General features: G+C 62.9%; 20 protein-coding genes. 7 read left to right on the top strand and 13 right to left on the bottom strand.

Annotation, left to right across the window (positions count from 1 at the left end):
- Positions 1 to 3: 3 nt before the first annotated feature.
- Together AB4Y79_RS08250 and AB4Y79_RS08245 are read right to left on the bottom strand one after the other, a co-directional pair.
- On the bottom strand, positions 4 to 1683 hold the full coding sequence (locus AB4Y79_RS08250) for an ABC transporter substrate-binding protein (RefSeq protein WP_441860360.1): 1680 nt from the start codon (positions 1681 to 1683) through the stop codon (positions 4 to 6).
- Between the two features lie 78 nt (positions 1684 to 1761).
- On the bottom strand, positions 1762 to 2832 hold the full coding sequence (locus AB4Y79_RS08245) for a LacI family DNA-binding transcriptional regulator (RefSeq protein WP_308931139.1): 1071 nt from the start codon (positions 2830 to 2832) through the stop codon (positions 1762 to 1764).
- A gap of 240 nt (positions 2833 to 3072) precedes the next feature.
- On the opposite strand from AB4Y79_RS08245, the gene AB4Y79_RS08240 reads away from it, so the two are divergent.
- Positions 3073 to 4140: a LacI family DNA-binding transcriptional regulator gene (locus AB4Y79_RS08240; protein ID WP_441860359.1), complete on the top strand. Its 1068-nt coding sequence runs from the start codon at positions 3073 to 3075 to the stop codon at positions 4138 to 4140.
- A gap of 11 nt (positions 4141 to 4151) precedes the next feature.
- Complete coding sequence (locus AB4Y79_RS08235; RefSeq protein WP_441860358.1) at positions 4152 to 5147, top strand: aldo/keto reductase family protein; 996 nt, start codon at positions 4152 to 4154, stop codon at positions 5145 to 5147.
- A 66-nt stretch (positions 5148 to 5213) separates the two neighbouring features.
- Here the strand turns inward: AB4Y79_RS08235 and AB4Y79_RS08230 are convergent, their stop codons facing one another.
- The 7 genes from AB4Y79_RS08230 to AB4Y79_RS08200 all read right to left on the bottom strand — a co-directional run bounded on the left by AB4Y79_RS08230 (position 5214) and on the right by AB4Y79_RS08200 (position 12875).
- Complete coding sequence (locus tag AB4Y79_RS08230; protein WP_441860357.1) at positions 5214 to 6170, bottom strand: carbohydrate kinase family protein; 957 nt, start codon at positions 6168 to 6170, stop codon at positions 5214 to 5216.
- A gap of 29 nt (positions 6171 to 6199) precedes the next feature.
- Positions 6200 to 7717 (bottom strand): glycoside hydrolase family 32 protein, encoded by a 1518-nt coding sequence (locus AB4Y79_RS08225; protein WP_441860356.1) that lies wholly within the window; start codon positions 7715 to 7717, stop codon positions 6200 to 6202.
- A gap of 23 nt (positions 7718 to 7740) precedes the next feature.
- Positions 7741 to 8652 carry a carbohydrate ABC transporter permease gene (locus AB4Y79_RS08220; protein WP_441860355.1) on the bottom strand — a complete coding sequence of 304 codons (912 nt, stop codon included), beginning with the start codon at positions 8650 to 8652 and terminating at the stop codon, positions 7741 to 7743.
- 8 nt (positions 8653 to 8660) lie between these two features.
- Positions 8661 to 9590: a carbohydrate ABC transporter permease gene (locus tag AB4Y79_RS08215; RefSeq protein ID WP_441860354.1), complete on the bottom strand. Its 930-nt coding sequence runs from the start codon at positions 9588 to 9590 to the stop codon at positions 8661 to 8663.
- Positions 9587 to 11047 (bottom strand): extracellular solute-binding protein, encoded by a 1461-nt coding sequence (locus AB4Y79_RS08210; protein ID WP_441860353.1) that lies wholly within the window; start codon positions 11045 to 11047, stop codon positions 9587 to 9589. The genes AB4Y79_RS08215 and AB4Y79_RS08210 overlap by 4 nt, the downstream gene beginning before the upstream one ends.
- 206 nt (positions 11048 to 11253) lie before the next feature.
- Positions 11254 to 12297 carry a LacI family DNA-binding transcriptional regulator gene (locus AB4Y79_RS08205; RefSeq protein ID WP_441860352.1) on the bottom strand — a complete coding sequence of 348 codons (1044 nt, stop codon included), beginning with the start codon at positions 12295 to 12297 and terminating at the stop codon, positions 11254 to 11256.
- A 44-nt stretch (positions 12298 to 12341) separates the two neighbouring features.
- Positions 12342 to 12875 carry a hypothetical protein gene (locus AB4Y79_RS08200; RefSeq protein WP_441860350.1) on the bottom strand — a complete coding sequence of 178 codons (534 nt, stop codon included), beginning with the start codon at positions 12873 to 12875 and terminating at the stop codon, positions 12342 to 12344.
- A 148-nt stretch (positions 12876 to 13023) separates the two neighbouring features.
- Between AB4Y79_RS08200 and AB4Y79_RS08195 the strand changes: the two genes are divergently transcribed.
- A complete protein-coding gene (locus AB4Y79_RS08195; protein ID WP_441860349.1) occupies positions 13024 to 13227 on the top strand; it encodes a hypothetical protein in 204 nt (67 codons plus the stop codon).
- Here AB4Y79_RS08195 and AB4Y79_RS08190 read toward each other — a convergent pair.
- From AB4Y79_RS08190 to AB4Y79_RS08175, 4 genes are all read right to left on the bottom strand, one after another.
- Complete coding sequence (locus tag AB4Y79_RS08190) at positions 13224 to 13505, bottom strand: hypothetical protein (protein WP_441860348.1); 282 nt, start codon at positions 13503 to 13505, stop codon at positions 13224 to 13226. The genes AB4Y79_RS08195 and AB4Y79_RS08190 overlap by 4 nt on opposite strands.
- A 39-nt stretch (positions 13506 to 13544) precedes the next feature.
- Positions 13545 to 14462 carry a GGDEF domain-containing protein gene (locus AB4Y79_RS08185; RefSeq protein WP_441860455.1) on the bottom strand — a complete coding sequence of 306 codons (918 nt, stop codon included), beginning with the start codon at positions 14460 to 14462 and terminating at the stop codon, positions 13545 to 13547.
- The gene (locus AB4Y79_RS08180) at positions 14462 to 17854 is read right to left on the bottom strand and encodes a response regulator (protein ID WP_441860347.1); all 3393 of its coding nucleotides are present in this window, start codon (positions 17852 to 17854) and stop codon (positions 14462 to 14464) included. The genes AB4Y79_RS08185 and AB4Y79_RS08180 overlap by 1 nt, the downstream gene beginning before the upstream one ends.
- 242 nt (positions 17855 to 18096) lie before the next feature.
- A complete protein-coding gene (locus tag AB4Y79_RS08175) occupies positions 18097 to 18567 on the bottom strand; it encodes an ATP-binding protein (protein ID WP_441860346.1) in 471 nt (156 codons plus the stop codon).
- Positions 18568 to 18595: 28 nt separating this feature from the next.
- On the opposite strand from AB4Y79_RS08175, the gene AB4Y79_RS08170 reads away from it, so the two are divergent.
- The 4 genes from AB4Y79_RS08170 (at position 18596) to AB4Y79_RS08155 (ending at position 22169) form a co-directional block, all read left to right on the top strand.
- Positions 18596 to 18898 (top strand): hypothetical protein, encoded by a 303-nt coding sequence (locus tag AB4Y79_RS08170; protein ID WP_441860345.1) that lies wholly within the window; start codon positions 18596 to 18598, stop codon positions 18896 to 18898.
- Positions 18899 to 19333: 435 nt separating this feature from the next.
- Entirely contained in the window at positions 19334 to 20359 is a 1026-nt protein-coding gene (locus tag AB4Y79_RS08165; protein ID WP_441860344.1) for an ABC transporter substrate-binding protein, read from the top strand.
- Positions 20356 to 21258, top strand: a complete 903-nt coding sequence (locus AB4Y79_RS08160) for an ABC transporter ATP-binding protein (protein ID WP_441860343.1) — start codon at positions 20356 to 20358, stop codon at positions 21256 to 21258. The genes AB4Y79_RS08165 and AB4Y79_RS08160 overlap by 4 nt, the downstream gene beginning before the upstream one ends.
- On the top strand, positions 21258 to 22169 hold the full coding sequence (locus AB4Y79_RS08155) for an ABC transporter permease (RefSeq protein WP_441860341.1): 912 nt from the start codon (positions 21258 to 21260) through the stop codon (positions 22167 to 22169). The genes AB4Y79_RS08160 and AB4Y79_RS08155 overlap by 1 nt, the downstream gene beginning before the upstream one ends.
- Positions 22170 to 22219 lie beyond the last annotated feature (50 nt).

The raw sequence follows: 22219 nt of genomic DNA, 5'->3' as shown, positions 1-22219 counted from the left end.
CTGTTACTTGCGCGGTTGCAGAGTGGTGAGAATCAGCACCGTGGTAGGAGAACGATCGGAAAGTGTGGCATAAGGGTTGTCCTGGGACGGCCACCCCGTGAAGTGGACGTCCGTGTAGTCGCCCCATTCAGGTCCTGAGAACAGCGGCACCAGCGGGGCGGCATCGTTGTATTCTTCCTGGAGCTTGTACGCGACGTCCTTCTGCTTGGCTTCATCGCCGGCGGCAACGAAATCCTGCAGGAGCGCATCGGCTTTGGGGTCACCAAAGCGGTGGTAGTTGTCGAAGGTCTTGGTGCCGACCGGCTTTACTGTGGCGCTGCCCATGGCGTTGTTGAAGTATTTGAACGGGCTGGGATCGTTGGCGCTCCAGACAATGCCGGAGTCAAACGTGCCCTGTTCGTAGCCGGCCACCACGGAGGCCCAGTCCGGGGAGTCCACCTTGGCCGTGACCCCCACTGCTTGGAGGTTCTGTGAGATCACGTTGGCCACAGACAGCCAGTCGGAGGAGCTGGCGCCCACGGAGATCTTGAACTCGAAAGGCGTTCCATCCTTCAAGGTGCGCTTGCCGTCGGCCCCCTTGGGGTAGCCTGCTTCGTCCAGGACTTTGTTGGCTTCGTCCACATTGAGCTTGGTCCAGCTGCAGTTGTCCTTGACGGCCGGGTTCTTCCACTTCTCGTAGTTACCGGAAAGGCCGGTGCAGTCGGCCTGCTGGGCGTAGCCGCTCATCCCGATCTTGGTCACCTGGTCGCGGTCCACGGCCATACTGAGCGCCTTGCGCACCTTTGGGTCGTTAAACGGAGCCTTGGTGGTGTTGAGCTGCCAATTGATCATGGCACCCGTGGGCGGGAACCAGTAGTGGCGGTGCTCTTTATCTTTGGAGATAAAGGTCTTCTCGATGTTGGGGATGAACTGGGTGGACCAGTCGACATCCCCGTTGACGCTGGCCAGATTGGCTGCGTCGTTGCCGGACATTGCAAGCATCTTGATGCCAGCAATCTTCTGTTTTTCCGGCTGCCAGTAGTTGGGGTTTTTCTTGAGTGTGTAGGACTGAGCCTGGAAGGAATCGACCTCGGTGTAAGGTCCTGTTCCCACGGGCGTGGCGTTGGCGTCCTTGGCCGGGTCGGCGATCGCAGACCAGATGTGCTTGGGCAGAATGGGTAGCTGGCCCACCTCGTAGAGCGCCGGAGACCAAGGCTTGTTGAAGGTGAAGGTCACCTTGTTGGTTCCTTCGGCGGTGGCGCCGACGAGGTACTCGTAGCCGCCCTTGAGCTTCTTCTGCAGCTCGAACGTGTAGGCGACGTCGTCGGCCACGAGTGGCTTGCCATCGGACCACTTCACGCCGTCGCGCAGGGTGAAGGTGATGGATTTGCCGTCAGCAGCAGTCTTCCATTCGGTGGCGAGCCACGGCGTCGTGTCTCCCTTGGCCGGGTTGAAGACCAAAAGGGGTTCGTAGATCGCCTGGTTGACCATGGGATTCACCGCGGGTGCAAAGGGATTGAAGTTGCGGTCGAACGTGCTCATGTCTTCCCGCGGGATGGTGAGCATGGCGTTCGTGTTGTCCGAAGTCGAGGAGCTTGTGCCTGATTTGTTGACGGTGGCCGAGCAGCCGGTCAGCATCAGTGCGCCTACCGCCAGGCCGGCCGCGGTGATGCGGGCAGACCTCAGGAATCGGGGTTGTGTCATGATGGGTATCTCTTTCCTATCTTCATCAGCAAGGTGAAGGGGTGGGGGAGGGGTTGCTCTTCGCTATTGATTTCGCGGTCAGACCGAAGAGCGTTCTAGCAGCGGACAGTCGACTAATTGCTGGTCGGCAATTATCGGCTGTCCTGCTGTCAGGGCTGCGAGCGTCTGGACTCCCAGGGCGCCCATTTTTTCGAATGGCAACGCAACTGTGGTCAGCTTGGGCCTGAGGTAGGCCGCAATCAGTTCCTGGTTGTCGAAGCCGATCACGGCGATGTCTCCGGGGATGGTCAGGCCCCGTTCCTTGATGGCGTCGTAAGCGCCCATCGCCATGCGGTCGTTCAGGCAGAACAGCGCGGTTGGCCTGTCCTCCTGTGGGTAGCGGTCCAGGATGCGGCACGCGGCCTCATACCCGCCGTCCGCCGTTGCATATCCAGACACCACGAGCTCGGGGTCCAGCTCCAGTCCGGCTTTGGCGAGTGCTTCGCGTGCACCCGCCAAACGCCCGATTGCTGCGGGAATGTCCGGATCCAGGTTGATGACTCCGATCCTGCTGTGGCCGGCCTGGAGCAAACGTTCGACGGCGACACGGCCCCCGGCACGTTCGTCCGGGACGATCGAGGGCAGCTTGCCGTCGGCGTCGAAGCAGTTGATCAGGACGGTGGGTACTTCCTTGGTGCTTTCCGGCACGTGCACGCCACGGTGGAACGTGGCCGCGTAGAGAAGTCCTTCCACGCGCTGCTCCAGCAGCTTCTCGGTCGCGGCGTCTTCCAATCCCTGGTTGGGTCCTACGGCATCGGCCTGGTCGGAGGGTGCGATGAGCAGGAACTTGCGGTCCAGCCAGGCCTGGTCTTGTGCACCCTTGATGATGTCGACGGCGAACGGTGCCGTGACGATCTCGGTGACGATGCCATACCAGTCACTGCGCTGGGATGCCAGTGCACGTGCTCCGGCATTAGGGCGGTAGCCCAAGGCCTGAACAGCTTCGTTGATCCGGGCGCGGGTTTCCTCGGAGATGCTGGCATTCGCGCGGTTACTCAGGACGAACGAAACCGCGGTCCGGGAAACGCCGGCGTGCTTGGCAACATCGTTCATGGTGACACCCCGCTGCCGCGCAGCGGCCGCATGATTCGAGGTAGTGGTCTTCGCCATTGAATGCTCCGTTGTGGGGGTGATGCTGCCAGGATAAGTAACGCGCGTTACTCGCTGCGTGTGATAGAGATTACGCGCGTTACTGGAATGGTGTCAAGGGGCACCTTGCGAACTTCACCGCCATCGCCTTCATTGACACAGCCTGTGCCGGATGGAGGCCTTCCTTGCCGGCGAGGACCGGATGGCGAGAGGTTCTGCAAGCGCTTGCGTTCAACGCCACCATCGACCTAGCATGGGCGCATGACAGCTAGCGTGGAATTGGTCGCTGAGATGGCAGGTGTCTCGGTATCGACGGTCTCTCGGGCCCTTCGTGACATTCCGGGCGTATCGGCGGCGACCCGCAAGCGCGTGCAGGACCTGGCGCGCGAACTGGGCTATTCGGCGTCTCCTGCTGCTTCGCGGCTCGCGACGGGCCGGACGCAGACCGTCGGCATTGTGGTGCCGGTCCTGGCGAAGTGGTTTTTCGGAAAGGTCATCGGCGAAGCAGCGCATACGCTCCGGGAAGCCGGGTTTGACGTGCTCCTTTTTGAGCTGGCCACCCTTGCCCAGCGGGAGCGGTTCTTCGGCGGTGCGCATCTGCATGGCCGGACTGACGGGGTCATCATCATCGCGCTGCAGCCCACCAAGGGCGAGCTGGAATCGCTCGCTTCCCAAGGCCAGGCAGTGGCGTTGCTTGGTGCGGAAGCGCAGGGCATCGGATCAGTATCAGTGGACAACGTCAGCGCCGGGCGGGCTGCCGTGAGGCACTTGCTAAATCTGGGCCACGAACGGATCGCATTCATCGGCATCCGTGATGACGACGGCAGCAACCTCGGCGGTGTCCCTCCCTTGCAGCGGCTCATGGGCTACCGGGAGGCCCTCTCCACGGCCGGGCTGCCCCAGGACAGGACGCTTGAACAGTTTGATGAGAACAGTGTGGCCGGGGGCGCCCTCGCCATGTCGCGGCTGCTGGTCACGGACCAGGTCCCCACGGCAGCTTTTGTTGCCTCCGATGAGATGGCCTTCGGTGCACTCAAAGTCCTCCGGAAGGCTGGCTTGGATGTTCCCCGGGATTTCTCCGTGCTGGGGTTCGACAATCATGAGCTCTGTGACGTCGTGGACCTGACAACCATGGACCATGAAGTAGCCGAACAAGGACAGGACGCCGCCCGGATCCTCCTGGACATCCTGAAGGGAGGGCCCCCTGCTGCCCTCGTGCGTCCTGCGCGCCTGGTTGTGCGGGAGACCACTGCACCTCCCCGTGCACTGCGCTTATCTGCCAGCACCCCGGATTCTCCCCCTTCCGCCGGACACCCCGGCACCCCTTGAAAGGAAACTTCATGCAATACCGCAAACTCGGCACCAGCGGCATGTACGTTAGCGCCATAGCACTGGGCAACTGGGCTACGCATGGCGAAACCGTGGAGCAGGACCTCGCCACGGAATGCGTCCGCAAGGCGCTGGATCTGGGCATCACCACTTTTGATACCGCGGACGCCTATGCCGGCACCAAGGCCGAATCCATGCTCGGTGAGGCCCTGAAGGGAGTCCGCCGCGAAGGCCTGGAAATCATGACCAAGGCGTTCTTCCCCACCGGGCCGGGCAAGAACGACCGCGGGCTGTCCCGTAAGCACGTGATGGAATCGATCAACGGTTCGCTGAGGCGTCTGCAGATGGATTACGTGGACGTTTACCAGGCTCATCGCTACGACTACGAAACCCCGCTGGAGGAAACCATGGGGGCCTTCGCTGACATCGTCCGTGCCGGCAAAGCCCACTACATCGGCGTGTCCGAATGGACCGTGGAAGAGATCCGGGCCGGCGCAGCGCTGGCGGCCGAACTGGGCATCCGGCTGGTGTCGAGCCAACCGCAGTACAACATGCTGTGGCGTGTGATCGAGTCCGAGGTAGTGCCGGTCTGTGACGAACTGGGGATTACGCAAGTCTGCTGGTCACCGCTGGCCCAAGGGGTGTTGAGCGGCAAATACGGTGCTTCCACAGCGCCGGCCGGCAGCCGTTTCAGCGACGAAGACGGCGGATTGAAGACCGAGCACAGGTTCCTGCAGCCGGAGGTGCTGGAACGGGTTGAAAAGCTCAAGCCGATAGCCCAGGAGCTGGGCGTGCCATTAGCCACCTTGGCCGTAGCCTGGGTGTTGGCCAACGCAAACGTTTCCGCAGCGATTGTCGGCGCCAGCCGCCCCGAACAGCTCGACGAAACAGTCAAAGCTGCCGAATTGGTCCTGGAACCCGAAACGCTTGAACTGATCGACGATGCTCTTGGCGATGTCGTGGAGCGCGACCCTGCAAAGGTCGAGTCTTTCCCGGAGCGGGTTTAGGCCGGCGGCCGCGGTGACCCATGGGCGGCGCGGCCAAGGCAGGTTCTTGGCGGGGAGTGCCAGTTGCTACGAGTAGGAATGCAGTTGGGGCTGATGCTGAAGCTTTGCGCGGAGTTCCTCTTCAGTGGGCGGCCGGGCACCGGCCCTGGATACGGTGATCGCGGCCGCAGCGGCCGCTGTGTGTCCGAGCTGGTCAAGGATCGAGGGCGCGAAGCCAGCGGTTGCCCGGGTGAGGAGTCCCAGGATCAGGGCTGACATGTAGGAGTCGCCGGCCCCGATGGTGTCAACCACAGGGGTCTTTACTGCAGGAATGGTGAGGGACGAGGCGGGCGTTGCGAGCAATGATCCTGATGAGCCCCTGGTGATGACAGCCAGCTCCGCTCCCAGATTCAGGATGTATGTCGCGGTGTCCTCCAGGGCCTTTTCCGGGTACAGCCATTCGGCGTCCTCGTCGCTGAGTTTGACGACAGTGCTGAGGTGCACCAGTTCCTCGAACGTCCGCCGTGCTTCCGCATGGGTTCCCAGCAGGGCCGGCCTGATGTTGGGGTCGTAGGTGATGGTGCACTCGCTGCGGAGTTCCTGGAGGATGGCTTTGACCCTACCGGCGCCCGGTATGAGGAAACTCGCGATCGAACCGGTGTGGACCACCTTCGGCGGAGGAAGTGCAGGATCCAGGGGTTCCACGTCCCACGTTACGTCGAAAGCGTAGTCCGCCGAGCCGTCGCGGGCGATGGTGGCGGTCGCCGTCGACGTTCTCCCCAACGACCGGGCGCCGGGCAGGATCATCACGCCGGCGCCGGTGAGGTGCTCTTCGAGTGCATCACCACGGCGGTCAGCGCCCATGGAAGTGAGCAGCCCCGTGCTGACTCCAAGACGGGCCAGGCCGTAGGCGACATTGGCCGGCGACCCGCCGGGATACTCATGCGTCCCCTCCGGGGTGGTGACGACGTCGGTCAGGGCTTCCCCGACAACGACGACGTCCAACACCTGCCGCGGAGGGTATGGTTTGCGGTTGTTATCCATTTTTTGTTGTTCCTTGCTGTGGTGCCGCGCTACGCGAGCTGCGTGACCTGGAGGCTGCTGATGGTTGCAGCACCGCCGACGGCGTAGACGGCGAGGCTGGTGCTTGTTTCGGCAGGGAAGATCAGTTCGGTCATGGTGACCTGGCCGTCTTGGGCGAACACTTCAACAGAGCAGCGGTCCACGAAGATGGTGAGGTCGTAGGAGCCTTGCTTTCCCCGGACGGGAGCGGTATCGATCGAGGGGAAGGAGGGGTGGAAATCTGTCCGCCCGGATTCCCGGCGATCCACGAACAATGTGGCTTGGTGCGGCCGGATGCCCACGCGGGTTCCCTTCGCGCCGTCACCACGCAGGATGAGGCCGAATTGCTCTGCGCTCCCGGGTGCGAAGCTCACGTCGATGCGCTGGACCGTGCCTTCCGCGCCATCAAGAAACCGCACGTCGTCGTCGATGGTGGTTCCGGAAAGGCAGAACGACTCCGAGCCCGCCAAGGTAGTCCGGTCATTCGCGGGCTGCTGGACCAGGCACAACTTTCCGTCGTTTGTCTGGAGTGAAATTTCCCGGGGGAGGCTCATGGGGCTGCGCCATGGTGTGGTGGGGATGCTGTTGGCGTATTCCCAATTGTTCATCCAGGCGATCATGAGCCGGCGGTTGTCCGGGGCGTCGCTGAAGGAGACGGCGGCGTAATAGTCCCGTCCCCAGTCCAGCCATCGGTAGTCCCCGAGCCGGTCAGGGTCCTGAAGGCCTTCGGTTACGGTGCTCGTGGAGGTGAATGCGGCCCCGTCAAAGTCGCCGATAAAGTACTGGCCGGCTGAGCCCTTGTTGGGCCCGCCGGGGTTGAGGTTGACGGTGAGGACCCACTTTAGGTTTGCCGGATCGCCGTCCACGGGCAGCGGAAACAGGTCGGGGCATTCCCAAACGCCACCGGTGGCGTTTGCAGGGCCAAAAGTGCTCAGGAGTTCCCAGCTTTTCAGGTCGTCGGATTTGTAGAGGACCACTTGGAAGTCTTTGGCTTCGACGGCGACCATCACCCAGTAGCTGCCCGCGTCGCCGTCGTACCTGAAGACCTTGGGGTCGCGGAACTCGGCGGACCCGCGGCTCAGTACGGGGTTGCCTGCGTATTTCGTCCAGGTGTAGCCCCCGTCCAGGCTGTAGGCCAATGACTGGGCCTGGACGCCCTCGTGCAGTGAACCCGTTTTGAAGGCACTCGTGTAGATCGCCACGAGCGGGGCGACGGACCCGCTGCCGAAACCGCTGGTGTTGTGACGGTCGTAGACGATGCTGCCGGAAAAAATGTCTTCATCCTCGTCACAGGCAATGGCGACCGGGTGTTCGGTCCAGGTCTGCAGGTCGGTCGAGGTGGCGTGACCCCACGACATGTTTCCCCACGTGTTTCCCAGCGGGTTGTTCTGGTAGTAGAGGTGGTAGAGGCCGTCATGAAAAATCAGGCCGTTGGGGTCGTTGAGCCAGGTGTCTTTCGCGGTGTAGTGCAAGGCAGGGCGGTAGCTGCCTGCTGTGCCGGCCGTATGAGTCGAAGTAAGTGTCTCCACAAGGGTCCTTTTCAGAGTTTGAGTTATTTGCTCGCGCCGGCCGTGAGGCCTTCGCGGAGGGTGCGTTGGCCGAAGATAAAGACGACCAGTGCGGGCAGCATGGATAGGATCACGCCGGCGAGGACCACCGAAATGCTTCCGGTGCCAAGGTTGCCCTGGAGTGTGACCAGGCCGAGGGGGAGGGTGAAGTTCTGTTCGCTGATGGTGAGGATCAGTGGCCGGAAGAACTCGTTCCAGTGGAAGTTGAAGGCAAGGATCCCGACGATTGCCATGCCAGGGACCGCCAATGGAACGTAGACGGAACGGAAGATCCGCCATGGTCCGGCGCCGTCCAGGGAGGCCGCTTCTGCGAAGTCGTTTGGCAGGCCCAGGAAGTATTGGCGCATCAGGAAGGTGCCGAAGGCGGTGGGAATGGCCGGCAGGATCAGGGCCAGCAGGGTATCGGACAGGCCCATCCCTCGAATGAGCATAAACACCGGGACGATCGTGACCTGAACCGGGACCATCATGGTGGCCAGCACCAGTGAGAAGATGGCGTTCTTGCCGCGGAAGTCCAGACGGGCGAAGGCGTAGCCGGCCAGGGTGGCGGAAGCCATCTGGCCAAGTGCGATCAGTCCGGTCACCAAGGCGCTGTTCAGGACCAGGAGGCCCACGTTGATCTGTTTGAACACCTCCTGGTAAGCGGTGAAGTCCGGGTTGATGGGCAGGAAGGACGGCGGCAGGTTGAAGGATTCCGACGGCGTCCGCAGGGAGGTGGAAAGGGTCCACAAGACAGGGCCGAGGGTCAGCGCGGCTGCCACGGCCAGGGCCGTGTACCTGCCGACGGTTCCGGCAGCGGGCAGGCGGCGGTGGCGGTAGGGCTTGCGGGTGGCCGGTGTGCCGGTGGTGGAACCCGGGTGCTCGTTGGTCCCGGTGTGCAGGGTCTGGCTGGACATGAGGGACCTCACTGGTAGAAGACGAAGCGGCGGCTGAGGCGGAATTGCAGGGCGGTGACGGCAAGGATCAGCACGGTCAGTACCAGGCCTATGGCCGAGGCTTCGCCGAACTCCAGTTGCTGGAAGGCAGATTCAAAGATGACCATGACGGCGGTGCGGGTGGAATCGCCGGGACCTCCGTTGGTCAGGACGTAGGGCTGGTCAAAGACCTGCAGGGCACTGATGATGGCCATCACGGAGGCGACCAGCACGGTGGGGCTGATCAGCGGAAGGGTGACATTGCTGAACTGCTTCCAGCCTGTGGCGCCGTCCAGGTTGGCGGCTTCGTGCAGTTCCTTGGGAATGTTGGTCAGGGCGCCGAGGAAGAGGAGGAAGGAGAACCCGAAGTTCTGCCAGACGTAGACCAGGACGACGACGGCGGCGGAGGCCACGGGACTGGTCAGCCACGGGACTGCGGGAATGCCGATGAGCGACAGGAGCCAGTTCACCACGCCGAACTTTTCGTTGAACATGTACCGCATGAAAATGGACACTGACGCGGCCGACAGCACCAGGGGAAAGAAGAAGGTGGACCGCAGGAACACCCTGAGCCAGGACGGCATCCTGGCCTGCAGCATGGAAGCCAGGCCAAGCGCGATGCCGAGTTGAAGCGTGACTGCTACGACGACGAACACGATGGTGTTCAGGAACGACACCCGAACGGTGGGGTCCTGTGCCAAGGAGGCGAAGTTGGCGAAACCGACGAACTGGGGTGCAGAAATGATGTCCCAGCGGAAGAAGGCCAGGACCAGCGAGCCGATGATCGGCAGGAAGGTGAACAGGGCCATCCCGAGTACCGTGGGAGCAAGGAAGATCGTGGCCAGCCACCGCTCAATCAAGGGTCGGCGGGCGGCCGCTGGTTGCGACGTTCGGCGTGGAGCGGCGGCAGTGGTGGTCATGAGTTACTCCTGAGGGCCAGTTCGAGATCCCGCTGCAGGGTGCCCATCGCGGCCCGCACATCAGCGGAACTGCCGCTGACGGCAGTGGAAACGTTTTTCATCAGGGCAGTTTCGACGGCGGCCTGCTGCGGCGGAGCGGGGATGGGGCCGGAGGTGGGGAACCTGTCGAGGGTGTCGTAGAAGACTTTCCAATGCTTGGGTCCGGTGGCCGCGTAAAAGGACTCATTGACCATCGAGCGGCGGGTGGGGGTGGTGTTTGGTTTGGGAATGGCCAGCTGCATTGCTTCGCGGCTGGAGCAGAACTTAACCCATTCCCAGGCGGCGTCCTTGTCCTTGGCCGTGCGCATGATCGCATAGCCGGCGGCACCGAACTGATGCCGCTGGCTGCGCCAGCGGGGGAAGAACTGCACATCGAACTGGTCGGCGGTCATGCCGGCGTCGTGCAGGCCCTGCGCCCAGTAACCGCCGGCCGGCGTGGTGCCGATGCGGTTGTTGCCGAACAGTCCAACTAAGGCGTTGCCGCCCCCGGCTTCAGGACGGACGCCCAGTCCTTCGGCAACGAGTTCGCGCAGGTAGTCGAAGGTCTCGATGACGCGCCCATCCTCGGCGTTGGGCGAGAGCCACTGGTAGCCGCCGCCGCGGGTGGCCCGGGCTGGGTCGGTCGGGTAGAAACGGTCCCAAAGCCAGTCCCCGCCGGGTGCCTTGGTTTCGGTCAGGAAGCTGGTGTTGTTGGCGTATAGCCATGGCACTACTCCACCGAAAAGGCGGTTGGTCCAGTAGTAGGGGGTGAAATCGGCTGGGCGTGCTTTCCGCAACGCACGGAGGATGGCGCTGAAGTCGTCCTGGGTCCAGTCTTCCCTGGGCCGGTCGAGCCCGGCCTGGGCGAAGGTGGTGGTGTTCAAATACATGTTCGCCGCGTTCCAGTCCAGCGGAAGCTGGTAGAGGTTGCCTTGGTACATGAAGGCTTCCAGCAGGCTCGGATGAACGTCGTCGAAGTAATCCCTCATGTCCGCTGCGTCCCGGCGGACATAATCATCCAGCGGTTCGGCGAGCTTGTCGGCGAACAGTTGGGCGCCCTCAGTGGCTACGTAGACGACGTCCGGCGGTGTTCCGGCGGCGGCCATGGTGAGGATCTTGGAAAAAAAGTCCTTCCAGTCCGCGCCCTGGATCGCCTGCAAGCGGACCGGAATATCAGGGTGGGCGGCAGTAAACGCCTGAACCAGACCCTGGCGGGCCGCCGCGTCGGCGGCCGTTCCAAGGATGGCGATGTTCAGGGCTTTACTCCCGCGGCCTGGAATGTCGCTTCCGGTCAGTCGGGGCCAGGCGCCCACCGTGGCTCCCGCGACGGCCAGGCCGGTCAGGCCCAGCAGGGACCGCCGCGTGAGCTGTGAAAGCCCGCTGCCGGACCGCGGCGCATACGAGGGGTTTGCTTTCCCCGGTGTCTTTTCAGACGTCATTGTCGGCTTCTCCTAACACGTGTTAAGTAGAGTAAGTAGCGCACCTAACACGTGTCAAGCAGGAACTTTTGCTGGTGGTTCAGTGAGGTTGAATCACGAGCGCGAACTGCCTGGCCATACGCGGACGGCGTGCTCCCGCCGGGGGCAGGGATAGGACGTCCCTGTCATAATGTTTCGGCCAGGCGTTGAGGAAACTGTCCGCCAGGTTAGCCGGCCGGAACCGCTGCAGTGGACGCGCGCGGAATGATCCGGCAGGGCATGTAGAGAGTTCCTGCTTCCAAATCCTCAGCTGCCGGGACTTTTCCTTCGACCGCGTCCAACAGCAGGGACATGGCCGCTGCTCCGATTTCGGCGTGCGGAAGTGCCACCGTCGTGAGGGCGGGAACAAGGTTGGCGGCCAGGTTCTGCTGGTCGTCGTAGCCCACCACCGACAGATCCTCCGGTACGCGCAGTCCCGAGGCCGCGGCATACAGCAAAACACCGGTGGCAACCCTGTCGTTGGAGCAAATGATCGCTGTCGGCCGGTCTCTGCCACCCAGAACGGAGGAAGCGGCCCGGTAGCCGTCATCGATGTCCCATCCGGTCGCATGGACATGCTGTTGTTCGAGGCCCAGCCCCGCTTTGGCCATGGCCTCACGGTAACCCTGTTCACGCTGCGGGGCGGCGGGGGAGCTGAGAGTTCCGGTCAACAGGGTGATGCGGCGATGGCCCAGGTCAATCAGCAGCTGTGCTGCCGCTCGTCCGCCGTCGACCTCTGCCGGTATTACCGACTGGAGCTGCGAGCCGGCATCAGCGCAATTGGCCAGAATGGCTGGCAGGGTGAGCATGGCCGGCGGGGCGGTAATTTCACGCAGGCTGCCGGTGGCGTACATGATTCCGTCGACCTGCCGGTGCACGAGTTGCTGCGCCGCAGCGCCATCGCGGGCCGCGTCATGTTCTGTGTCGACCACCAGGACCATGTATCCGCGCGCCAAGGCCGTGCGTGAGGCGCCGCTGATCAGCCGGCCGGCGAAGGGGCTGGTGACGATGTCATCCGTGATGACGCCGATCGTCGATGTCTGCTGGTTGCGCAGGCTGAGGGCAACGGAGTTGGGCGTGTAATTTAGCTCCGCCGCGGCGCGGAGAACCCGCTCCTGGCGTTCAGCGGTGACGTTGCCGTTTGCCCTGCCGTTTAGTACCAGTGACACTGCACTGCGGGACACCCCTGCCCGCCGTGCCACGTCCAGTGCCGTCGCTTTACGTATGGCCATACCGATCCATCACCTGCCTTTCGGCTTAGCATACCTAACTCGTGTCAGGCTCTGAGGTGTCCCTGGATATTAAGGGTACGGGCAGCGCAGGCGCCGGTGATGACGAGCAGGCTGCCGAGCCAGCCCAGTGCCAGGAAGGACATGGTCATTCTGTCGGTGGCTTCGAAGGGTGCCAGGGACTGCCCTGCGACGACGACCTTGCCCGCCGCTTCCTTCGCGACGATGGCCATCCGCAGGTTCGGCTCTGGCTGCCAGGTCACGGTGTCAGTACCAAGGGACCTCGCGGTTTGGAGCACACCGTCGGGGACGGAAGGGACAGTGCCATGCAGGGTAACGGTAGTGGAAATTGGGACATCGCCAGCGTCGTAGACAATGAGGAAGATCCCGCTGTCCGGTGTCAGTTCCAACCGGGGCCCGGCCATGACGTCGGATCCCATGTGCTGGAGCTGGGCTGCGGCAGCAGCGGCTGGTGCCATGTTTGCCGTGTGCCGGCCGATTTGTTGGAACGCCACGTACACGCTCCCAAAGATGAGCGTGGTGACGATAGCGGCCGTCAAGCACCAAATGTTCCTGCGCATGGGCTAATCATGCGCCCAATTGGCCTTAAAAGGGGCGGACCCAGGGTTCTGCCCCCACGCCACCAATGGCGTTGGCGCCGTAGGAGCAAACCTCCCGAAGCGACAGTCTCAAGGAGTAGGGTGTGCCGTAGCCGACGAAGGGGTCACGATGAGCTACAAATATCGAACTGTTCGGGTTCGCGGTACCGAGCTGGTTGGAACAATTGCCAGAAAACATGGGGGTGCGCCTGAAGTCTACGAGACGTCCAAAGACCTGAGCACGTCAGTAGTTCCGGTGTTCTTCGAGGAAACGGGCGAGATCCGTTTCTTTGACAGGTCAGTGCTGGAGGACGTTGTGGCACCAGCCACCTAAACCGACTGGGCGTACCGGGGCGAGGGCCACGCTGGCCTGGGCGTCGACGCGGCGGCCGATCCAGTGGGCACGGACGAAACCGTGGGCGTGGTGGCGGGGTGTCGTGGCGCGCCGACCCGGTCCGCTGACTCACTCAGGTGGTCGAGTAGGGCCCGCAGGTGCGCGGGCGCATCCGCTCCAAGGCCTTCGGTAATGCTGCGTTCGACGTCGGCGATCACTTCGTCGGCCGCGCGCATCGCTTCCCGTCCGGCGTCGATGCGAACCAAAGGTGACGGCATCCTTTCCAAGGTCGGTGTTGGCTGAGCCCCAACTGCTGCTCAGCCCCGCCTTTCCGGAGCCAGCTCCACCCGGTTCCGGCCAGCTGATTTGGCGGCGTAGAGAGCGGCGTCGGCCTCACCCAAAACGCTGTCGGCCTCAGCGTGAAGCCCGGGGGTGAATGCCGAAATACCTGCGCTGATTGTCAGGTGACCCGTCGGAGCCCCCGAGTGGATGATGTCCAGCGTCCGGACCGCGTGCAATGCTCGTTTCAGCATGTCTTTGGCACCCTGTTGTGACTGCTTCGGGAGGACCAGCAGGAATTCCTCGCCGCCGTACCGGTACACCCCATCACTGCTGCGTGCCGCTTTGGCAAGAACAGCGCCCACGGCCCGCAGCGCCAGGTCGCCTGCCTGATGCCCGTAAATGTCGTTGTAGCTTTTGAAATTGTCCACGTCGCACATAGCCAGGCAATACTCCTCCTGGTAACGCTGGCTGCGGGCGTGCAACTGTTCCAGGTCTTCATTAAGCTTCAACCTGTTGTTCAGACCCGTCAGAGGATCGGTCCGGGCCTGCTGAGAGAGCACCTTACGATAGTGCGCCAAGTCAGCGTGCAATGTGGTGACCCGCCTTGCAACCAGCAGCCGGGCATGCAGGACGAAAGGGTCCAGCGGCTTGGTGACATAGTCGTCTGCCCCCGCCTCAAGCCCGGCGAGGACGTCGTTACGGGACCCTTGCGAGGTAAGCAGGACGATATAGGTGTACAAATCGGCGGCGCGCGCTCGAATGGCGCGGCATAATGCCAGGCCGTCCAGGCCGGGCATCATCCAGTCCGTGACCACCACGTCCGGCTGGTGCTCCAGATACATGGCCCACGCTTCGTCGCCGTTTCCCGCCGTGAGGCAATCATGACCTGAGCGTTCAACCGCTGCCTTTGCTACCAGGAGCGAGCCAGGATCATCGTCTGCCACCAGGACCATCACGGCGCACTGCCCAGGGCCTGATCGAGTTCGATATCTACTTGCGTAAGCGCCGCTTCCAATCGACTGACAAGGTGCAGGGCATCGTCCTGCTTTCCGGTCCGCCCAATGGCTTCCAGCTCGCCGCACAGGGCTGCGGCGGTGGTGGCGCCGATGTTGGCCGCGGCACCCCTGAGTGCGTGGGACGCCTGCGCCAGGGCCGGACCGTCGCTGTCATTGATCGCTTGATGCAGGGCGGCAATCCGGTCCGGGATGTCGTTTCGGAAAGCTTCTGCTGCCGCAGGCAGCAGGCCCAGACCGTCCGCAGGTCCAAGATCACGAAGAATGGCCAGCCGGCCCTTGTCGAGCCCCCGGATAGAATGCTCGCCGCCGGGGCCCTGATGTTCACCGCCCGTGACGGCCAGGGGTTGCCCGGGCAGGAAACTTGCCGTCTGATCAGGGACCCACCGGGACAGGGCTGCTTCGAGTTCAGAGGCGTCGACGGGTTTGGCGAGGTAATCGTCCATGCCGGCAGCGAGGCAGCGTTCCCGGTCCCCGTCGAGGGCACCGGCCGTCATGGCGATGATGGGTAGCCGGTTGTTCCCTTTCTCGCTCCGGATGATCCGGGTGGCTTCGAACCCGTCCATCACCGGCATGTGGCAGTCCATCAGGACGGCGTCATACCGTGTCTTTTCGACGGCGGACACCGCTTCGGCGCCGTTGCCGACGACATCCACCAGATAGCCGAACTTCGCCACTGTTGACCGGGCCACGAGCTGGTTGACTTCATTGTCCTCGACGACCAGGAGCCGTCCACGGACCAGACCCGTGTAGGAGGGTGCGGATACTGACCGCCCAGCCACAGCCGCGCTGGTCGTGCTCGTCAGACTTTCACCTGGCGGGCGTTTTTCGCTGGTGGACATCAGTCGGATCAGGCGGTTGTAGAACTCAGAGCTGCGGACAGGTTTCATCAGCCATTCCCGGACTCCGGCCTCGGCTATTGCTGATCCTTCGACCTGCATGGTTGACGTGAGCATGATCAGTTCGATGTGGTTCAGGGCCGGGTCAGCCTTGATGGCCCGTGCCAGTTCCAAGCCGTTCATTTCCGGCATGCAAAGGTCCAGTACCGCAAGATCGAACGGTGCTCCCCGCCCTGCCGCTTCCCGGGCCCGGGCGAGTGCGGTCTTAGCGTCCGGCACGGCGTCTGGTTGCAGCCGCCAGCCACGTAGCTGTGATTCCAGTACCAGGCGGTTGGTGGTGTTGTCGTCAACCACCAGTACCCGCATACCGGTGAGGACATCTGCGGTCGGCAAGGGATCTGTGGACGCGGGTGCCACCGGCAACGGGATACGGAACCAGAAAGTACTGCCTTCACCGGGCACGCTTCTCATCCCGATCTCACCGTTCATGGCTTCGGTCAGGCGGCTGCAGATTGCCAGCCCCAGGCCCGTGCCGCCATAGCGGCGGGTGGTGGAGGCGTCGGCTTGCGAAAACGATTCGAACAACCGGGCGTGTTGCGTGGGTGCGATACCGATTCCTGTATCCCGGACTTCAAAATAGACGCCGGCAGCGGATTCGGGCCCGGTCTCCGGTGTTTCGGTTCCTATTCGGAGGGCCACTTCGCCTTTGGGTGTGAACTTCACCGCGTTGGAGGCCAAATTCAGCAAGATCTGGCGGATCCTGCCTGAATCTCCGATCAGCCTGCCGGGAACGTTGGGCTCACAAAAGGCGATGAGCTCCAACCCCTTGGCTCGTGCCGGCTCTGCCAGCAACCCCGCGACTTCTTCCACCAGGAGGCGGGGATCGAAGGGGCGCAGGTCCAGCTCCACCTTGCCCGCCTCCAGTTTGGAAAAATCCAGGATGTCATTGATCAAGGCCAGCAGCGCATCGCCGGCGCCTTTGACCCCGTGGGCGTATTGCTTCTGTGTTTCATCCAAAGAGGTTTCGAGCAGAAGTGCCGTTAATCCCACAACGCCGTTCATCGGCGTACGGATTTCATGGCTCATGGTGGCCAGGAATTCGGACTTGAGCCTGCTTGCCTCCAAAGCGGCAGCCCTCGCGGCCCTCAGCTCATCCTCAGCGGCCCGGCGGAGCGTTATGTCCCTGGCGATGACTGCGACCCCACGAAGGTTCCCGTCTTTTTGGATCGGAGAGACCGTCACTGACACCGGGATGACCGTCCCGTCTTTCCTCACGTGTTCGGTTTCAAAGTTCATCGCGTCGCCGCTTTCCCGGAGCCGCTCGAATATCTCCTCGGTCCCATCGGAGCCGCCCGGCGGCAGGAGGATTCGTCCGTCCTTGCCGATGGCTTCCTCGGCAGGGTAACCGTATTGCCGCTCCGCTCCGGGATTCCAGCTGGTGATGACGCCCTCCGGGGTGGTGCTCAGGATGGCGTCCGTGGAGGAATTCACAATGGCGCCCAAACCCTCGAGCTCGGCAGTACGGACGGCCACTTCCTCCTCCAGTCCGGTGGCAAGAGTGATGTTCTGAACGACGATCAGCACCTGCCGGATCAGGATGAGGACCACAGTTGTTCTGGCCACTACCAGCAGGAAGGTACCCAGTTCCTGTACATGGGGGCCGGCAACGACAACCAGTGCCGCCAGGATGGGGGCGTAGGGGAGCAGCTCCAGGGCAAGTGCGAATGCCTTGCGCTCGGGTTGCGGTTTTTGCGCATAGGGGAGAAGCGGTGCAAGCGCAATCAGGAGGAAGGCGCCGATCCATCCCAGCGCAAGGGGCGAACCCGTGACGCCCGTGACGCCGTCGAACGTCAGCCTGACGTAAGTGCTGTCGGTGATGGTGAGGGCGAGCAGGCCGCTGCCGAAGCATAACCACGGAAGGCGCTCGCCTGGTTGCCGGCGCATTCCGAGGACCAGCACGAGGGATGACATAACCACGTCCACGACGGGGTAGGCGACGCTGACGAGCACGGTCAGGATGTCGCCTTCGGAGCTTAAAGCCGGCCCCAGTGCCGTGTACCAGCTGATCGCTAATACGGAGCCGGCAATCACCGAGGCATCGAGTGCCGACCTGACCCAGCCCACCTTTGTGGTGCCGGCCGGCCGCTTGAAGCTGAAAAGCGCCGCGGCGGCGGGGATGGAGTACGCGAGGAACAAGCCGTCGGCCGGCGAGGGAAAGGGGTAAGTGCTGTTGTTGGTCAGGCCGAAGTAGGTCCAGAGTGCCTGGCCCCCGGCCCACGTAAACGAGGCCACTGCCATGAAGGACCACGCCCGTGCGTTCTCACCGCGACGTGCGGCCATGCTGCAGCTGGTACCGGCCACCAGGGAGGCCGCCAGGATGAGGCAGTCGCCCGTGACCCTCGCGGGTGCGGTTCCGTTGTTCCAAACAAAATACAATGCCAGAACCGCCAGCACCACGGCGGCAGAAGCGATTAGCCCAGCCAGCCGGGCCATGCTTCCGCCAACCGGCCGTCGCGGTTCAAGGAGACCTCTCTGAGACACGTGCAGCCCTCCCAATAGGGCGCCCCTTGCCCGTAAGAAATTGAGACCCGGGCCGCCCGAAGACCCGGGCGGAGACGCACACCCAAAATATATCCCTCTTAACTCAATTCCGAGGGCATCGTGAACCTGGGATTCCGCGTTTCAGCCGGAGCCGGGATGGCCCATCGCGTCCATCTGGTCCCCGAGAAACAGGCTCACGCTCGTCCCTTCATCCTGGTTCCCTGCAATTTCAAGCCGCCCCCCGTGGGCTGCTGCGATGCGAGCACAAGTGGCCAACCCCAACCCGGATCCTGCCGGGCCCCCTCCCGGTGCAGACGCACGAGCGGTTCTACTACCCGGCCGCGGTCTCCCGCGGCGATTCCCTTACCGTTATCCGCTACGCACAACACGACTCCGGCACCGGTTCGCTGCCCCTGGACACGAATCACCGGACGAACTCCGGAACGGGCATAGGCGACCGCGTTCTGAATCAAGTTTTGCAGCGCTGTGCGCATCTGTTCCTCGTCAGCCTCGAAGACAAAGTCATCACACTCAATGACCGCGCCCGCCTGCCGTAACCCGAGGTTCAAGTCAACCGTAACCGCCTCCACCAGCTTCGCCAGCGAAAGTTGCCTTCTCTCCAAAGAACCACCGATGGAGGCGAATGCGAGAAGTTCCTCAACCATGAATTGTGGTCAACGGGGTACGGAGGTCATGGCTGACCCTTCCGGTAAAGGCAGCCAACCTCTCGTTGCCGACGGTTGCGGCACCCAAGGCTTGAGCCAGGTCGGCGTGCAGGGCTGTCACCCTGTGGGCGGCGAGGAGGCGGATATGCAGGAGAAAGGGATCCAGGGGCTTGGTGACGTAATCATCGGCTCCAGCCTTCATGCCGGCGAGGACCGCCCAGGTTCATGCGCCGACCAGCGAGGCGGCCGGGTCTTTCCCACAAACCGGGCCATGTGGATCACGAATACTGAAAACAGCGTTCAGGGTGATGATCGATCCTGTGACGGGTGAGACCTCTCGATCAGCAGGAAGCTTGCATGTAATCTTTCGTGCTCCCGTCGAAATTTTTTTTGCATCCCGGAAACGCCATTAATCGAACGGGTCGGCGCCGATGAAGCGTGTGCCCGCCGTGCGCCCGCTTCACATTTCGTCCTCGGACCGCATCCGCGGCAGGTGCTTAAGGCAAAAGTTGACGGCGAAAGACCGCGTACTTGTAAGTAGGTTTCAGTGCATTGCCCTGCGTGTCGCAGCGTGACCGTAAGCGTCCAGGTTTCTCCGGGCGACGCCGCATGAGCTGGCCGTTACTCCCGGTTTCCCAGCATGAACAGCGCCCTTCTGCCCGCGTTTCATCTCTGCTCTCATGGTGGACACAGCCCGGCCGGAGGAAGCGCCGGCCAACAGAATCCACACCGAAGCCCAGAAAGTCCCTTTATGAAAAATCCGCACATGTCCCGAAGAACCTTCTCCGTCCTCGGCGTGGCCGCGGCCATGTCCGTCTCCTTGGGAGTCTCCGGCTGTGGGGGACCGGCAACTGCTCAGAACGGCTCCGGAGCGCCCGAAGTCACGGAACTGCGCTACGAAGGAGCAGCCAACAGCGTCAGCCTTCCCGAGCTCGCTGAGGACCTCGGCTACTTGGGCAGCGTGAAGCTGAACTGGGTGGGAAACACCATCAGCGGCCCGGCCAGCATCCAATCGGCCGCGACCGGTGCCACTGACTTCGGTGGCGCATTCTCCGGCGCCGTCGTCAAGCTCATCGAGGCCGGCGCACCGGTCACGGCCGTCATCAACTACTACGGGGAGGACGAGAAGACTTTCAACGGCTTCTACGTCAAGGACGACAGCCCGATCCGGTCCCCGCGTGACTTGATCGGCAAGAAAGTCGGCGTCAACACCTTGGGTGCACACTCGGACGCAGTCCTGAACAGCTACCTGAAGAAGAACGGTCTAAGCCAGGACGACATCAAACAGGTCCAGCTGGTCGTGGTTCCCCCCAACGACACCGAGGAAGCCATCCGCCGCGGCCAGGTCGACGTCGGGGTCCTGGGCGGGGTGCTTCAGGACAACGCCGTCGCCAAGGGCGGCCTTCGCTCCCTTTTCAGCGATTTTGAGCTGTTCGGAACGTTTGCCGGCGGCCAGTACGTCCTGCGGAAAGACTTCATCCAGCAGAACCCGGAGACCACGAAGATCTTCACCACCGGCGTCGCCAAAGCCATTGAGTGGGAACGCAGCACCCCGCGCGATGAGGTCACCGCCCGCTTTACCAGCATCATCGAGAAGCGGCAGCGGAATGAAAGCACCGCGACGTTGAAGTACTGGAAAAGCGTTGGCGTGCCGGACAGGGGAGCCATCACCGACCAGGACTTCAGCCGCTGGTCAGACTGGCTGAAGGACACCGGCATCGTCACCGGCGACATCACACCGTCCAAGTACTACACCAACGAATACAACGGATTGCTGAAGGCCTCATCATGACGCAGAGTTCCGCACCCAAAATCAGCCTGCAGAACGTCGGGAAGACCTTCACCGTCAGGCCCACCAAGGACGCCCCGCCCGGTTCGACACTGACGGCCCTGGACGGGATCACCCTCGACGTCGCTGCCGGCGAATTCCTCACATTGGTGGGTCCCAGCGGGTCCGGGAAAACCACGCTCCTGGACCTGTTGGCCGGGCTGACCCGGCCAGATACCGGAAGGGTCCTGCTGGACGGCAAAGAGGTCACCGGGCCGGGCAAGGACCGGGCCGTCGTCTTCCAGCAGTACGCATTGTTTCCCTGGCGCACGGCCGCGGCCAACGTCTCCTTCGGGCTGGAAGGCCCAGGAAAGGACGGTAAACGGCTCAGCCGCAGGGAACGCGCAGAGAAAGCGCGCACCTACCTTGACCTTGTGGGCCTCGCGGGCTTCGAAGACCGCTACCCGCACGAACTCTCCGGCGGCATGAAGCAGCGCGTGGCCATCGCCAGAAGCCTCGCCTACGAGCCGGACGTTTTGCTGATGGACGAGCCGTTCGCAGCCCTCGACGCCCAGACACGCGAACAGCTGCAGGAAGAACTGCTGCGGATCTGGCGTACCACCGGAAAAACCATCATCTTCATCACCCACGGCATCGATGAAGCGGTCTACCTGGGTCAGCGCGTCGCCGTGCTCAGCTCACGCCCGGGACGGCTCAAGGAAATCGTCCCGATCAACCTCGGAGACCGGACCGGCGACCGTGACATCCGATCCGACGCGGCGTTCGTGGAGCACCGGCACAAGGTCTGGGCGCTCCTTCACGACGAAGTCCTCAAGGCCCGGCAGGCCGGTCACGCGAAGATCCTCCCCGATGGCACCGCCCCCGATGAAGCCCAGCAACCTCTCCGCGGAAAGGCAGCCTAATGAGCGCCCCAACCCTGACCACAGACATACACCCCACCGCCCACGCCCCCGCAACCGCGCCGGCAGCCGGTGAACCGGACCGGCACAGAAGCCCTGCCACCGCCGTCGGTCTTTCCCGGATCAAACGCGGAGCCCTCAGCGGCGGCCGGGCCCTCTGGAGGACCGGTGCGATCCTGCTGTTCCTGCTCTTGTGGGAATTCGGACCGCTCTACCTCGCCCCCGCCTCCACCCGGGTGTTCCTGCCGCCACTCCACGATGTCCTGGCCGCGCTGGGCTCATTGATCGCCAAAGGCCAGCTGCAGAACCACCTCGGCGCCAGCCTCACCCGGTCCGCGAGCGGATTCGGCATCGCCGTGGTTTCCGCCGTCGTACTTGGCCTGCTGGTGGCCTGGTACGGAGCCCTTGACCGGTTCCTGAACCCCCTGCTTGAAGTGTTCCGGAATACCGCCGCGCTGGCCCTGCTCCCTGTGTTCACCCTGCTGCTCGGGATCGGCGAAACCTCAAAGATCAGCATCGTCGCCTACGCCGCGTTCTTCCCGGTGCTCCTGAACACCATCGCCGGAGTGAGGACCGTGGATCCCTTATTGATCCGGGCGGCCCGGTCGCTCGGACTGTCGAACTTCACGCTCTTCCAGAAAGTCATCCTTCCATCAGCAGTCCCAACGATCTTTACCGGCATCCGAATGGCCGGCACTTCATCAATCCTGGTCCTCATCGCCGCCGAGATGGTCGGGGCAAAGGCAGGCCTGGGCTACCTCATCGTCAACTCACAAAGCAGCTTCCTCATCCCCGACATGTACGCCGGCATCCTGACCGTTTCACTGCTCGGCCTGGCCGTGAACTACCTGCTCGTCGCGGTCGAACGCCGATTCTCCCGCTGGCGCACCGCCGTCGGCTCCGGAAACGGCTGACCATACACGCAAGCACCATCCCCTGAACCACAAACGCACAGAACCAAACG

It is taken from the genome of Pseudarthrobacter sp. YAF2 (assembly GCF_052113345.1).
In the GTDB taxonomy this organism is placed as follows: domain Bacteria; phylum Actinomycetota; class Actinomycetes; order Actinomycetales; family Micrococcaceae; genus Arthrobacter.
This window is presented reverse-complemented; position numbering and strand designations above follow the sequence as displayed.

Bases quoted from the DNA above. Each gene is read 5' to 3' on its own strand.
- AB4Y79_RS08250 (WP_441860360.1), bottom strand. From the start codon at position 1,683: ATGACACAACCCCGATTCCTGAGGTCTGCCCGCATCACCGCGGCCGGC.
- AB4Y79_RS08245 (WP_308931139.1), bottom strand. From the start codon at position 2,832: ATGGCGAAGACCACTACCTCGAATCATGCGGCCGCTGCGCGGCAGCGG.
- AB4Y79_RS08240 (WP_441860359.1), top strand. From the start codon at position 3,073: ATGACAGCTAGCGTGGAATTGGTCGCTGAGATGGCAGGTGTCTCGGTA.
- AB4Y79_RS08235 (WP_441860358.1), top strand. From the start codon at position 4,152: ATGCAATACCGCAAACTCGGCACCAGCGGCATGTACGTTAGCGCCATA.
- AB4Y79_RS08230 (WP_441860357.1), bottom strand. From the start codon at position 6,170: ATGGATAACAACCGCAAACCATACCCTCCGCGGCAGGTGTTGGACGTC.
- AB4Y79_RS08220 (WP_441860355.1), bottom strand. From the start codon at position 8,652: ATGTCCAGCCAGACCCTGCACACCGGGACCAACGAGCACCCGGGTTCC.
- AB4Y79_RS08215 (WP_441860354.1), bottom strand. From the start codon at position 9,590: ATGACCACCACTGCCGCCGCTCCACGCCGAACGTCGCAACCAGCGGCC.
- AB4Y79_RS08210 (WP_441860353.1), bottom strand. From the start codon at position 11,047: ATGACGTCTGAAAAGACACCGGGGAAAGCAAACCCCTCGTATGCGCCG.
- AB4Y79_RS08205 (WP_441860352.1), bottom strand. From the start codon at position 12,297: ATGGCCATACGTAAAGCGACGGCACTGGACGTGGCACGGCGGGCAGGG.
- AB4Y79_RS08200 (WP_441860350.1), bottom strand. From the start codon at position 12,875: ATGCGCAGGAACATTTGGTGCTTGACGGCCGCTATCGTCACCACGCTC.
- AB4Y79_RS08195 (WP_441860349.1), top strand. From the start codon at position 13,024: ATGAGCTACAAATATCGAACTGTTCGGGTTCGCGGTACCGAGCTGGTT.
- AB4Y79_RS08190 (WP_441860348.1), bottom strand. From the start codon at position 13,505: ATGCCGTCACCTTTGGTTCGCATCGACGCCGGACGGGAAGCGATGCGC.
- AB4Y79_RS08185 (WP_441860455.1), bottom strand. From the start codon at position 14,462: ATGGTCCTGGTGGCAGACGATGATCCTGGCTCGCTCCTGGTAGCAAAG.
- AB4Y79_RS08180 (WP_441860347.1), bottom strand. From the start codon at position 17,854: ATGGCCCGGCTGGCTGGGCTAATCGCTTCTGCCGCCGTGGTGCTGGCG.
- AB4Y79_RS08175 (WP_441860346.1), bottom strand. From the start codon at position 18,567: ATGGTTGAGGAACTTCTCGCATTCGCCTCCATCGGTGGTTCTTTGGAG.
- AB4Y79_RS08170 (WP_441860345.1), top strand. From the start codon at position 18,596: ATGGCTGACCCTTCCGGTAAAGGCAGCCAACCTCTCGTTGCCGACGGT.
- AB4Y79_RS08165 (WP_441860344.1), top strand. From the start codon at position 19,334: ATGTCCCGAAGAACCTTCTCCGTCCTCGGCGTGGCCGCGGCCATGTCC.
- AB4Y79_RS08160 (WP_441860343.1), top strand. From the start codon at position 20,356: ATGACGCAGAGTTCCGCACCCAAAATCAGCCTGCAGAACGTCGGGAAG.
- AB4Y79_RS08155 (WP_441860341.1), top strand. From the start codon at position 21,258: ATGAGCGCCCCAACCCTGACCACAGACATACACCCCACCGCCCACGCC.